The 14,075-nt window shown below is 58.7% G+C and carries 10 protein-coding genes; all 10 read right to left on the reverse strand.

Annotated elements, in window-relative coordinates:
• Positions 1–6: 6 nt before the first annotated feature.
• The 10 genes from dxs to smc all read right to left on the reverse strand — a co-directional run bounded on the left by dxs (position 7) and on the right by smc (position 13,985).
• Positions 7–1,956 carry a 1-deoxy-D-xylulose-5-phosphate synthase gene (gene dxs, locus Q7U39_11405; protein MDO9118556.1) on the reverse strand — a complete coding sequence of 650 codons (1,950 nt, stop codon included), beginning with the start codon at positions 1,954–1,956 and terminating at the stop codon, positions 7–9.
• 176 nt (positions 1,957–2,132) lie between these two features.
• Complete coding sequence (locus tag Q7U39_11410) at positions 2,133–3,146, reverse strand: DUF3187 family protein (GenBank protein MDO9118557.1); 1,014 nt, start codon at positions 3,144–3,146, stop codon at positions 2,133–2,135.
• Between the two features lie 15 nt (positions 3,147–3,161).
• Entirely contained in the window at positions 3,162–4,364 is a 1,203-nt protein-coding gene (locus Q7U39_11415; protein ID MDO9118558.1) for a BamA/TamA family outer membrane protein, read from the reverse strand.
• Positions 4,365–4,385: 21 nt separating this feature from the next.
• A complete protein-coding gene (locus Q7U39_11420; GenBank protein MDO9118559.1) occupies positions 4,386–5,042 on the reverse strand; it encodes an ABC transporter substrate-binding protein in 657 nt (218 codons plus the stop codon).
• A gap of 56 nt (positions 5,043–5,098) precedes the next feature.
• On the reverse strand, positions 5,099–5,542 hold the full coding sequence (mlaD, locus tag Q7U39_11425; protein MDO9118560.1) for an outer membrane lipid asymmetry maintenance protein MlaD: 444 nt from the start codon (positions 5,540–5,542) through the stop codon (positions 5,099–5,101).
• A gap of 13 nt (positions 5,543–5,555) precedes the next feature.
• Positions 5,556–6,350 (reverse strand): ATP-binding cassette domain-containing protein, encoded by a 795-nt coding sequence (locus Q7U39_11430; protein ID MDO9118561.1) that lies wholly within the window; start codon positions 6,348–6,350, stop codon positions 5,556–5,558.
• Complete coding sequence (locus tag Q7U39_11435) at positions 6,317–7,084, reverse strand: MlaE family lipid ABC transporter permease subunit (protein MDO9118562.1); 768 nt, start codon at positions 7,082–7,084, stop codon at positions 6,317–6,319. The genes Q7U39_11430 and Q7U39_11435 overlap by 34 nt, the downstream gene beginning before the upstream one ends.
• A complete protein-coding gene (locus tag Q7U39_11440) occupies positions 7,081–7,926 on the reverse strand; it encodes a hypothetical protein (protein MDO9118563.1) in 846 nt (281 codons plus the stop codon). Before Q7U39_11440 ends, Q7U39_11435 begins: the two co-directional genes overlap by 4 nt.
• On the reverse strand, positions 7,923–10,097 hold the full coding sequence (shc, locus tag Q7U39_11445) for a squalene--hopene cyclase (protein MDO9118564.1): 2,175 nt from the start codon (positions 10,095–10,097) through the stop codon (positions 7,923–7,925). Before shc ends, Q7U39_11440 begins: the two co-directional genes overlap by 4 nt.
• Positions 10,098–10,280: 183 nt before the next feature.
• A complete protein-coding gene (gene smc / locus Q7U39_11450; protein ID MDO9118565.1) occupies positions 10,281–13,985 on the reverse strand; it encodes a chromosome segregation protein SMC in 3,705 nt (1,234 codons plus the stop codon).
• Between the last annotated feature and the right edge of the window lie 90 nt (positions 13,986–14,075).

Here is a 14,075-nt window from a genome sequence, read left to right on the forward strand (position 1 = left end):
GGTCGCTCAGCTCCCCTGCTCGTCCCCGTGCGGGAGATGATCGATCGACGCGCCGACCGCGAACCGATCTTGTTTCGTGACCGGAGCCTTCCCGACGAGTTCCTTCACGCTTTGATAAATGCCTTCCGCCGTGAGCCCATACCGCTCCCGCAAGAAATCCTGGGGCCCTTGCTCAATATACCAATCCGGAAGCCCGAGCACCTTAGTCGTCACGTCGGTGATGCGGGCATCGGACAACGCTTCGAGCACTGCGGAGCCGAAGCCGCCCATCTTGCAGCCCTCTTCTACCGTCACCACATATCGCACCTGTTTGGCCACATCGACGATCAGCTCCTGATCGAGCGGTTTCACGAATCGGGCGTTCACCACGGCGGTTGAAATACCCTCCCTGGTGAGCCGTTCGGCCGCTTGCATTGCCTGCCAGACCGAGACTCCGATGGCCATGATTGCGACATCGGATCCGTCCTTCATCAACTCGCCCTTCCCGATCGGGAGTGCGGCAGGAGCGGCGTCCATCGGAACCCCGAGGCTGACCCCGCGCGGATAACGGAGCGAGACCGGCCCGTCATGCTGGATGCAGGTCTTCATCATGTGCTGCAGCTCGTTCTCATCCTTCGGCGCCATCACCACCATATTCGGGGCGTGCCGCAGATAGGCGTAGTCGAACGCCCCATGGTGCGTGGTGCCGTCTTCCGCAACGAGACCACCGCGATCGATACAGAAAACGACGGGGAGATTCTGCGTGGCCACATCGTGCACTACCTGATCGTAGGCGCGCTGCAAGAAGGTCGAGTACATGGCCACCACAGGTTTCAGACCCTGCGTCGCCAGTCCGGCCGCGAATGTCACGGCATGCTGTTCGGCGATTCCCACATCGTACAACCGATCGGGGAATTCTTTTTCAAACCCTGTGAGACCGGTTCCTTCGCACATCGCCGCCGTAATAGCGACGATCCGCTTGTCCTCGCGAGCCAGCTTGACCAGCGAGTCCATGGCAATTTGGGTATATGAGGGGCGCGCGGCCTTTTTCGCCGGCACACCGGTCTCGCGCACGAAGGGCGGACAGGCATGGAACCAGACCGGGTTATTGATGGCCGGGTCATACCCGAGACCCTTCTTCGTAATCACGTGCAGTAAGACCGGCCCCTTCATCTTCAGCACATTCTCCAAGGTCGGGAGCAAATGCTCAAAGTTGTGGCCATCGATCGGCCCGCAATACTGGAAACCCAGTTCTTCGAACAGCAATCCAGGAAGAATCGCTCCCTTCGCCAGCTCTTCGGCCCGGCGAGCCAGCTTCTGCATGTCCTCCCCGATGTGAGGAATCTTTCGCAGGAGTTGGCCGGTTTCCTCACGCATCTTCCCGTAAAATTCACCGGTAATAGTTCGGCTCAGGTAGGCGGAAATCGCGCCGACGTTCTTCGAAATCGACATTTGATTGTCGTTCAAGATCACCAGGAAATCTTTGCCCATCCCGCCGGCATGATGCAGACCCTCCAGAGTCATCCCGGCGGTCATCGCGCCGTCCCCGACGACACAGACGACTTTATTTTTCTGTCTCAATTGCTCGCGCGCTTCAACGAGTCCGAATGCCGCCGACACGCCCGTACCGGCATGCCCGGCATTGAAGGAATCGTATTCGCTTTCTTCTCTTTTACAAAATCCGCTGAGCCCGCCGTACTGACGTAGCGTATGGAACTGCTCACGACGGCCCGTCAGCAACTTGTGCGTATAAGCCTGATTGCTGGTATCCCAGACGATCTTGTCGGTCGGTGTTTTCAACAGGTAGTGCAACGCCACCGTGAGTTCCACCACGCCGAGATTCGACGCCAAGTGTCCGCCAACGCTGGATACGGTACCAATGATCTGCTCACGGATTTCTTCGCACAGCGCGGGCAATTGGCTCGGCGATACCCGCTTGAGATCTGCTGGACTTTGAATGGTCTTGAGGATCGACATAGGATGATCTCCCTTGAATCGTATCTCAGCTATTCTGCTTGGTTTTTATGCACGAGGAGGCAGAAAAACGGATGCAACCGCATCCCCGTCAATTAAGATGGAATTGCTCGTCAGTTTCACACAAAGATCCTTTGCTGTCAAGCAGTTAGAGACGCCGCCTATCGAGCCATCCCTCTTCATGACCCAAATTGAAATGTCACCACTGTGGAGAGGGTAAAATCGGCGGCACTCCCGACAATGAAATCGAGATTTTCCACCGCGTACACCTGCCAGAGCAGCTGCGGGCGCAAGCGATAGCTAAAACCGAGCACGCCTTCCGTGACTCCCTTGTCGAACACATGCGTGCCGGTTCCGTACAGCGGCGACGAGAAATAGTCGAAATGTCCCACGATGGAGAAATTCTCCGACCAGAGATACTCCACTGCCACCAGGGCAGAGACGACCGGCTGCAACCCGAATCCTGCAATGTGGCCAGTCGGAATCACCCCGTTGATGTTCGCATACACCATCCAGTCCTTGGCCACATGTTTCTCCAGGGCCAAGCCAAACCCGTAATCCGGACTGCCGCTTCCCAAGAGGTGCGATTCGTCTCCCGTTGGAAGTTTCAGTGCAGCGCGAAGCGACAAGGCCGGCAATGAACTCGTCTCCGTCAGCACCTGATACTTGCCCATCACCGAGGCATCGCCCAATCCAACGACACCCTCCCGCGCATTAATCACGGTGCGTCCGCCCGATGTCACCTGGTAGGCATACCCTGTTCCCTTGAGCGCCCTTCGATCAGGCGCCAGGCCGGTCGTCGCCCGCTCAACCGCCGTGATCATGCCTTCCATGATACCCCGATAGCGGTTCACTATCGGTACTTCCACGGCCATCTCCAGCCGCTCGGTCACTCCATAGCGGAGAAACAATCCTGACCGGATACTCTCAAACTTCATCGTGACTGACGTCTGCGGGGTAGCATCGGAAAAGATGTTGGCGGTATTGGCGAGTTCGATACGGAGATCGAGGGATCCGGGCTTCAAGACCGTCGCGCGATCGCCGGGCATTCCAAGCACTAATTGGTGCACCGGCTGAAAATTTCTCACGGGGAACGGTCCAAACCCTTCAGCCCATAGGAGCGGAGGGATCGCCCCACCCGTCAACACGATACTCACGAACAGGATGGCGAATAGAATCTGACCCCACGACATCCTACAACTCGCTTCCTAGTAGGGGAAATCAAGACCGGCGAAAATCGCACCGCCTTCACGACTGAATCCATAATCGAGGCGACCCACGACATTCGGCCGTACAATACCGCGGATGCCGAGCCCCGGAGTCATCCGGTAATCTTTGACACTGACATCTTTGAAATTCCCGAAGACCTGACCTGTATCAAGGAACGGGGCCAATTCAAAATCCGCCATGACACCCGCCAGTCTGGTGCGGGCGATATGAATCCGCTCTTCGATGCTCACGGAGATCAGATGCTTGTCGATGTAACGGTCGACGCCGAAGCCGCGGAGATTGTTCTGCCCGCCCAGCGAGCTTTGTTCGAAGAATGGAACCTGCGTGCCGATCGTAGCCTGCAAATTTGCCCGCACGACAAGAATGGCCCGCTTCGATTCACTGGGAAACAGCTTCTTGATGTCGAGTTCATACCGCGAATACACCGGATGCTCACCGTTCCTCACATTCTGATTCAACTCCGCATACGCGGTTACGGCCATCCCATCCGTCGGTGTCACCAGATTGTTGCGCGTGTCATAGTGAAAACTAACACGGTGCCCGACGATCGTCGATTGCCCCTTGACACCATCCACATCCCCGAACCGCTCGCCGGTAAACGGAAGATTGGTGGCCCCGCGCTGAAGCTGCACATCACGAACACGCTGAGCCAGCGCAATCTGCGTCACCTCGTTCATATAGACGCCGAACCGCCAGTTTGCCCGTATTTCCCGGGCCGTGTAATTGGTCTCATTGCCTTCGATGGAATCCTGCCCGGGGCCGAAAAACCGGGACGTGGCGTTCTTGAAAAACGACCCGCCGAACTGCAGAAAGTACCGCCCGTTGCTGAAGGCGGGATCCAGATAGTTAAACACGAGCTTGCGCTCGATCTTCTCCGTGAACGAGCCGATAAACTGAATTTGCCGCCCGCCCGGCTCGTACTGAAAGAAATTGAATGCCCCTCTGGTTCCAACAATCGAATTCCGAATCACCATGGGGGCCATCAAATACTTCAGTTCCCCGTCAGGGTCGGTGATCAAAATCGGCATGATCAGCCCGAGATCGTTGCCGTCGTTGCGCGTCGTAGAGACCGACGGAACGGGGATGACTTGCGTGTCGGCCCAGGCGGACACGAGACACACCGCGGCCGTCCCTGCCCACAGGCAGACGATCAAACTAACAAGTCGACGCAGGGAGGACATGAACAGGCTGCCTGACTGGTCTTACGGAGATTTGAGCTTATCGGATTTTTTCCGGAGCTGATCGACAAGATCGGGGTAGGACGACGCACGAAGGATCTTGGTAAATTGCCCGCGATAGTTGTTCACCAAACTCACACCATCGACCACGACATCGTACACCCGCCAGTCCGTGCCCCGGTTGATGAGACGATAGTCAAGCGGGATTTCCGTTTTCCCCGAGAGGATCTTGGTCCGCACTTCGGCATAGTCTTTTTCGGTTCGTTCATTCAGATACTGCACGCCTTCACCGGAATAGGACTCCACTTTTTCTGCGTACGAACTGGTCAGGAGCGTCTGAAACAGGGACACGAATTCCTGCTTGTCTTGATCTGAAAGCTGGTTCCAGGGGGCTCCGAGCGCCCGGCGCGACATTTCCTGATAATCAAACCGCTCGGCCACCACTTTCTCCAGCAACGATCGCCGCTCTTCAGCCTTGGCCGTCTGCTTCAAATCCTTATCGCGAATGATGCGAAGCACCTCGTCGATCGTGCCCTTCATCGAATCCGTCGGAGGCCCGGCAAGGGCCTGCGATAATTCACCCCCGAGAGAAAGGCAGATCCCCACCAGACCGACCGCGACCAACCGGCCGACCTGTCGCATTACCGACCCCGCTCGCCCCACTGCATTGTGCGTCACCATACGACACTCCTGTATATACATCAGGCCACGAAATTCCCTAGGGGAAATCGAAGCAATCAGTTCACCTTACCATGGACATATTGACTCACCAACTCTTCAAGGTCCAAGCCGGACTCAGTATCTCGAATGGTGTCGCCTGGTTTCAAGGGATCGCCGCCACCGCCCGGCGACAACGCCAAAAACTTCTCCCCGATAATTCCTCTCGTCTTGATCGACGCAATGGTATCCGTATAGAGCTTCACCCCGTTGCCGACGGCGAGCGTGACGATCGCGCGATCCTCTTTGAGCGCAATGCCCCTGACACGCCCCACCTCCACGCCGGCAATTTCAATGGTCGCGCCAGACTTCAAGCCGGTCGCGGTATTGAACAGCGCGGTCACTTCATATAGGTCGCCGCCGATCACCTCCAGCTTGCCCAGCTTGATGGAGAGATAGCCCAGACACAGAATCCCGACCAGGACAAACGCGCCGACCACCAGTTCGAGCTTGGTATTTTCCATCGCCATACTCCCGTTACGAGCTTGCAGCGGCGCCGGACAGCACGACCGGCCCCCCGACTGAAATAAATTCATGGATCTCCGGATCTGTCGTTCGAATGAATTCGGCAGGCGGGGCCATCACCGCAATCCGTCCCTGTTTCAAGATGGCGACGTAATCGGACAGGAAGAAAATCTCCGGGATCTCATGACTGACCATGACCGCCGTAAATCCGAAGGTCCGCTGCGTCGTCGTAATCAACTCATGAATGGCCTTCGCCATCAACGGATCCAGTCCCGTGGTCGGCTCATCGAACAAGACAATCTCAGGCCGCATCACTAAAGCGCGGGCCAAGCCGGCGCGCTTCCGCATTCCTCCGCTGAGCTCTGCCGGAAATTTGTGCCCCATGCCGGCCAATCCGACCTGTTCGAGCATCTCGTTCACCCGCGCCGCCACTTCCGGCCCCTTCATGCGCAACTTCTCTTTCAATGGAAAGGCCACGTTCTCAAAAACGGACATCGAATCGAACAGTGCCGCCCCTTGAAACAACATCGAAAACCGCTTCCGCACTTCATTCAACGGCTGGCCGCGCAGGCGGGAAATGTCGACATCGCCGACCCAGACCTGTCCCTCGTCCGGTTGCAGCAGCCCGATCATGTGCTTCAGCAGCACACTCTTCCCCTCACCGCTGCGTCCGATAATGGTCGTCAACTTCCCGGCCGGAATCGTCAGGTCAACTCCCCGCAACACGGGCTGGGTTCCCAACGTTTTTTTCACACCGACAAGCTTGAGCATACTTACAACAAGATCGACGTCAGAAAATAATCCCACACCAGGATCACCACAGAAGACAACACCACAGCCTCCGTCGTCGCCGAACCCAATCCCTCGGCACTCATACGGGTATAGAAGCCCTTGTAGCAACAGACCCAGCTGATGATCAGTCCGAAGCTGATCGATTTGAGAATTCCGCCGTAGACATCTTTCCATTCGACGGCAGACTCGATCGACGTCCAGTAGGATCCGGCATTCACGCCGAGGAGATCCACGCCGACCAGATACCCACCGTAGATTCCGACGACGTCGAAGAGGGCCACCAGCAACGGGACTCCGATCAACCCCCCGACCACCTTCGGCGCAATGAGGTACTGGAGCGGATTGATGGCCATGGTGTCGAGGGCATCGATCTGTTCCGTGATGCGCATGATGCCGATTTCAGCGGTCATGGCCGAACCGGCCCGAGCCGTCACCATCAACGCCGCCAACACCGGTCCGAGCTCTCGAATCATGCTCAACGCAACGGCCGACCCGAGCAATCCCTCGGAGCCGAACTTCCGCAAGGTGTAATAACCTTGAAGGGCGAGTACCATGCCGGTGAATCCGGCCGTCAACACGACAACAAAGGTGGATTTATATCCGATGAAGTGCAGCTGTTTGACGAACTGGATGAACCGGAATGGCGGTCGCACCAGCCACCCGAACGATGACACGAGAAAAATGAGCATGCGGCCCATTTCCCGGACATACTTCAAGACCAGCCGCCCTATCGCTTCGAGCATCGTCATGGCGTCATCGTCATGTGTGAATCCGGCCTGGCTCCGAAACGAGCATGGACTACGATCCGCAGACTATTCGTGAGCGCCGCCGCCGCGATGGCACTCTGTTTCCGCAACCGGTTGAGCCCCAGCAGACTCGACGGATGCGCAAGCAAAGCCCCTACGCCTTTTACCCATCCAGTGGGCCTGAGAAAGAGATTGAAGTCAAGAGGCAGTTCTTCCATCAACAAATCCGACACCGACCGCACGATGAGAAATGGCACCTGAGCCGCCTTCGCCTCACTCGCTATCGCCGCGCTCTCCATATCCAGCCCCGTCGCGCGCGTTTGTTCTGCCAAGGCCACTTTCTCCGCGGCACGGTGGACGATGCGATCCGCAGAAATGAAACAGCCGAAGGTGGCACGACGCGCAAGCGCCTCGCTCCCGCTCAACATGGCGCACCACCGTTGCCGTTCGTCCCCCGCCACCTCAAGATAGTCGAGCGCCTCTCCGTCACGAATCGTCGCCGCGCGAGTGCCAATCAGGATATCGCCGATGGCGGCCTGCGTCAGCGCGCAGGCAAATCCGCTCGAGAGGGCCAAGGCGAATGTCTGTTGTGACAGGACATCCCGCGCGGCGGCATGCGCCTTCTGCGGACCCACCCCGGTCTGAATCACCCAGCACTCCCCCCCGCCCGCCGACGCGCAATACCGCGATCGCCCCTGCACCCTGTCCATACGACCGCCGGGAACGGCGGCCCGCACTGCGGCAAACTCCCAGACCGTGGCGACGAATATCACAATGCGGATGGGGACCGGAGGAGCGACAAGAGAAGAAACCGGCACCGTCGTGAGAACGTGCGCGTCCGTCAATGATCAAACCGATAGCATCCGGAAGACTCCACGTGCTCCCGAAGCTCTTCGGCTCGCATGCGGCCCCGTGACCGGAGATTGCGATACATCGCGAGCGCCCACAGAGGGAAATACTGGCAGTACCAGTGGTAGCGAAGATAGAACACGCGCGGGAATCCCGTGCCGGTATGCATGACTTCTTCCCAGGAGCCGTCCTTGAGCTGATGCCTCAGGAGATACTGCACGCCACGGGCGATGCTCAACGATTCCGTCACCCCGGCGGACATCAACGCCATCAAGGCCCAGGCTGTTTGCGAAGGGGTGCTCTGGCCTTTGCCGCTATGCGCGTCTTCCGCATAGGAGAGACAGGCCTCACCCCATCCGCCATCGGGATTCTGCTTGGACTCAAGCCAGGACACGGCCCGGCGAATGTAGGGAGACGAGACGTCTTCTCCGATCGCGCGAAGGCCCGCCAGCACCGACCACGTGCCGTAAATGTAATTCACGCCCCAGCGGCCATACCAACTCCCGTCCGCCTCCTGTTGCTTCTTGAGAAACGCCAGCGCCGGCTGCACCGCCGGATGGGACCGGTCGTAACCTAAGGCGCCCAGCATTTCTAGACAGCGCCCGGCGAGATCCGCCGTGCTCGGATCGAGTAACGCCTTATGGTCCGCAAACGGGATGTAGTTAAAGACAACCCGATTATTATCCTTGTCGTACGCGCCCCACCCGCCGTCGGAACTCTGCATGGCCAGCACCCATTGCATCCCACGGCGAATGGATTCCCGCAGGTCGGCCGGCTCCGGCATCTTGAGCTTCGCGAGCGCCATCAACACGACGGCCGAGTCGTCCACATCGGGATATAGCTCGTTTTCAAATTGGAAATACCACCCGCCCGGCTCGGCTTGCGGTGAAGAAATCGTCCAATCACCGACCGTTTTCGTCTGCCGGGACATAAGATAGCCACCCGCCTTCACCAGCGCCGGATGGTCTTGCGGCATGCCCGCTTCGATCAGCGCATTCATGAGCAAGGCCGTATCCCAAATCGGAGAATGGCAGGGCTGCAGATGTAAGGTCGGGACACGCTGGCCATCCACCGTCGCGGTTTCGTGCACTTCCAGATCTTCAATCTCACGAAGGGCTTTCTGCACCAGCGGGTCATCCATCTCATAGCCTAAGCACCGGAGCGCCAGCACGGAATTCGCCATCGCCGGATAAATCGCGCCCAGCCCGCCCTTCCCTTTGAGGTGATCCAACATCCACGTGGCAGCCTTGTGCATCGCCTTCTCGCGCAACCACAGGAGGGGCATCCGGTCATAGAGCTTGAGCACCGCATCGAGCATGACGAAGAAATTATGCGGCGTGAACCAGGCTTGATCTTTGTTGAAGGGCGGATACTTCCAGTACGGCACCTGCCCGCGTGGAACGAGATACAGCTCCTCGATACCCTGCTCTCGCGGAATCCGGCACACCGGTTGATGCGCAAACACGATCAGCAACGGAATGAGCACGGCGCGGGACCAATAGGAAATTGCGTAGATGCTGAAATAAAACCGCTTCGGCAGCAGCATGATCTCGACCGGCATGTGGGGCACGCCTTCCCAGTCATACTGATCGAACAACGCCAAGGCAATTTTCGTGAAGACGTTCGCCTGCACGACTCCGCCCATGGTCATGATGCACTCACGCGCACGCAGCAAGCAGGGATCGGACGCAGGGATTCCGCTGAGCTTCAGCGCAAAGTAGGCCTTCACGGAGGCGCTGATTTCCGCGGGCCCACCGTAATAGATCGGCCAGCCGCCGTCGGGCAACTGCATGGACTTTAAATACCGGACAGCGCGTTCTTCCTTGACGGGATCGACGCAATCGAGAAACCTCCGCAACATCAGGTATTCCGACGTCAGCGTGGTATCGGCCTCGAGTTCCGCCACCCAAAATCCTTCAGCGGGATCCTGTTTGGATAAAAACCAGCTTTGACTCCGACGGATCGCGTCGTCGATCGCGTCCGGTTGACTCACGGTGTGAGCCGATGGGCGGCGCGATGAATCGGTGGCCGCCGACGGAGCCACTTTATCTGAGACCAGCCTGAGCGGAGGTGTTTGCGCATATTCGACCGCCGGATTGTATTTCCCGGGAATCGTCGCGAGCCAACTACTGGAGATCCGGTCAAACAGTGTGCGAAAGAGCTTCATGGAATCCTAGTGAACGCATCGAGATGGGGGGATAGACGTGACGGCGTGCCACATGGCCCTGGAGACGCCGACCCACCAGCGAGCGAGAGCCGCCCATCGGTGGGGGATATAACAGACACCCCTACGTGAGTCAAGCAACGAGAACGGAAAGTTCTCTGCGATATCCAAGCCTTGCGGCTTGCCTCAGGCCGGCTGGAGATCGCCCAACCGCACCGACACCAGCTTGGACACGCCCGGCTGTTCCATCGTCACGCCGAACAACGAATCGGCAATCGCCATGGTGCGCTTATTATGGGTAATGACGAGGAACTGCGCGTTCTTCGACATCTCCCGAAGCACGCTGGTGAAACGCCCGATATTTTCCTCATCGAGTGGAGCGTCGATTTCGTCGAGCAGACAAAACGGCGTCGGCCGGATCAAGAAACTGGCGAAGAGGAGCGCCATCGCGGTCAAGGTCTTCTCTCCTCCGGACAGCATCGTGATGCTCTTTAAACGCTTCCCCGGAGGCTGCGCCACGATATCCACACCCGGCTCTTGATTCCCTGCGCCTTCTCCGTTTTCGCCGACCGGCTCATCGACCAACAGCAGCTCCGCACGTCCTCCGGGGAAAAACTGGCCGAAGACTTCAGTGAACTTCTGCTGAAGCTCGGCGAAGGTGGTCACGAACATGTCCTTCGTCGTTTTGTTGATCCGCTGAATAATTTCCTTGAGGGAGTTAATCGACGTGGCAAGATCCTGCTCTTGAGTGGTGAGAAAGGTATAGCGCTGGTCGAGTTCCTGATGCTCGCTGATCGCAGCAAGATTGATCGGCCCCATGCGGTCGAGCCGTTCGCGCAGCTTTTGCAATTGTTCCTTCAGTTCAGCGTGTGGCGCCTGAGCCAATGGATTCGGAACCGCCTCAGCAGCGGCCTCGCTCCCGGCATCCGCGACAGCCTCGGGACCGGGTACCGCACCGCCGCTGGCGAGCGCAACCGGATCCAGCTGATACGTTCCCGACAAGGTGCTTTCGACCGCGCTCAACTGCGTGCGTAGTTCAGCCCGCCGGACCTCCACCGCCATACGCGCATCCCGCACCGCCGACATGTCGCGACGCACCACGTCCAGACTGGCCTCTAACGACTGTCCGACAGCCATCTCTTGAGCCTGCTGTTCTTGCGTGGCAATCAACTGAGCCTTAATCTTTGCCGCGGCCTCGCCGAATTCCTGGCACAACAGTTCCTGGCGGCTGCGTTCTTCCTGGCTGTGTTGAATGTCACGGTCCAATCCCTCAAGGTGACTCTGCAGGGCCTGCCGACGTTGTTCGCTTTCGACTTGCTGCTGCCTGATTCGCAAACGATTCGCCTGCTCATGCCCTTGTTTGGCACGCAGACTTTCGGACAGCAGTCGGGCTTCCGTCACCCGTTCTTGAAACACCCGGCCTTCTTGATCGATGGCCGTCAGCCGCTCCCGCACACGCCCTAAACTGGCCTCTTGCCCGGCCTTTTCGCTGAGCCACTGCCCTAGCTGAGCCTGCGCCGAACGCGCCTCCTGTTCGAACCGCTGCCGGTCGACGATCCCTTTTTGTATCTCGGCGGCAATCCCGGCCAGACGCACGTCGAGATCCGCCATAAATTGCCGGAGGTTTTCTTCATCCTTCCGCAAGGACAAATCCTGCATTTCCGTATCCCTTAGGGATTCGGCCAACTGCCGAATCTGCAGAGTCAAACTCTGCCCGAGCCCCTGCAATTCAAGACGCCGCTGTTTGTCGGACTCGACCGCTGCGGTGAGCTCGCTCCGCTTGGCCTCCAGGCTGACGACCTCGCGCCGACGCTCCAACAACCCTTGCCCCGCATGGGCATGGCCGCCGCTGATGACGCCGGAGGCATCCATTACTTCGCCCCCCAAGGTGACCAAGATCGGTCCCTCAGCCCCGGCCCAGAGCTGTCGTTCCCACAATCGCACCGCATGGTCCAACGACTCCACAATCACCACCCGATCGAACAGACAGTCTTTCGCCGCTGTGCGAGCCTCGTCCGCTTGAATCAGGTCGACCGCTCTGCCCACCACACCGGCCTGATCGGCGAGCGCCTGCCACCAGGCCTGAGACCCTGATCCGGCGCGTTCCCAACGCGGCTGTTGCGGGATAAACGTCCCGCGCCCCAGTTCCTTCTCCCGAAGAAAACTAATCGCGCGCTGCGCCACCGACGGTTCATCGACAAACCACCCGTGCACACGCTCTCCTAAGACCGCTTCGACCGCCCGGTCCATGCCGGGAGGGATCACGAGCCATTCGGCGATCGCATCGCGAACTCCCTCGCAGGATTTGAGCGCCGTGCCTTCATCCTGGCCTTCCCGCCCGTACCCCATTTCTTCCCGCACGACGCCTTGCAGCGCCTGCAACCGTGAATCGACGGCCGCCAACTCTTCCGACCGCTGAAGGATGACACGATCGAGCTCCTGCTGCTCAGCCGCCACGTTGGACGCCTCAGTTTGGACGCTCTCTTGCTGCGCGCGAATCGTGGCGACCATGCGCCCGGCCTCGCCATACTCCTGTCTCAAGGCTTCATGGCGCGTCAACGCCGTCGATCGATGACCTTCCAGCTCTTCTTGCTCCGCGGCCAGCTTGGTCCCCCGATCGGAGACTTCGCCCATTCTGGCAATCAACTGCGCCACCGTCTGCTCGGTATTCGCCACCAGAACCGCCAGCTGCATAATGTCGAGACGCCCGCGTTCTTCCTCCGCCACGGCAGAAGCTCGCTGATGGAGGAGGCGCTCCATATCTTGATCCAGCGCGGCGAAGGCCTGTTCGCGCGACAGCAACTCCTCTTCAAGCGAGACCAGCGACGCTTCGATGGTTTCCAGCGAGTGCGCCAACTCCTCCTGGGCGTTCGCCAGACTTTCCAACTCACGGGACTCTTGCTGTTGCTGCTGTTCGAATAATTGGCTCCGGTTCCGCTCGACTTCGGCCGCCGTCAGCGCCTGCGCCTGCTGATGCTCGATCCGGCCCAGCTCTTCGCGAATCTTACCGGTCGACTCGCCGATTTCAATTGCCCGCAACCGGGATTGCTCCAAATCCGTCGCGAACCGCGCCTGCCCGGCGGCTTTTTCGGACTCTTGTTGATCGAGACTCAGCACCTCGGCTTCGACGTCCTTCAAGCCCGCCCGTAACGCGACAAACTCCCTGGTCAGCAGTTCGATCTCGACCGAACGCGCTTCCTGTTGCAACGTCTGGTAGGTGCGCGCCTGCCGCGCCTGCCGCTCCAGGGAATTCAGCTGTTTCTTCACTTCCGCGATGATGTCACGGACACGCAACATGTTTTGCTGGGTCGCATCGAGCTTGCGAAGGGCTTCGGCCTTCTGCTTTTTGTACCGGACGATCCCGGCCGTCTCTTCAATCAATTCGCGCCGGTCTTGAGGGGACGCGTTCAGGATCTGATCGATCTGGCCCTGGGCAATGACCGTATGTCCCTTGCTGCCGGCACGCGTATCCATGAGCAGCGTCCGGATATCTTTGAGCCGGCAGGCCGTCTTGTTGATGAGGTATTCGCTGTCCCCGTTCCGGTAGAGCCGCCGCGTGATCATGAGCTCTTGGAACTCGGTCAACTCGCTCGGCAATCCCGACCCACCTTCCTGCGGCAAGGCCGTGTGATCGAGTCCGCCGATGATGAGCGAGACCTCCGCCATCCCGAGGGGCTTGCGCAATTCGGTGCCGTTAAAAATCACATCTTCCATTTTCTCGCTTCGCAACGTCTTGGTGCTCTGCTCGCCCAACACCCAGAGAATGGCGTCTACCACGTTGCTCTTGCCGCTGCCGTTGGGGCCGACGATAGCCGTCACCCCTTGCGGGAACTCGATCCTCGATTCGGCAAATGACTTGAACCCCAGCATATCGAGCGATTTCAAATACATCGATTCACCCTTGGTTGAGCAGCCGGATTGGCGAGCGGAAAAATAGCTCGGCCCTTGTAACATAGGGCCAAAAGGAAATCAAAATAAAAT

The organism is Nitrospira sp. (assembly GCA_030653545.1).
Lineage (GTDB): Bacteria > Nitrospirota > Nitrospiria > Nitrospirales > Nitrospiraceae > Nitrospira_D.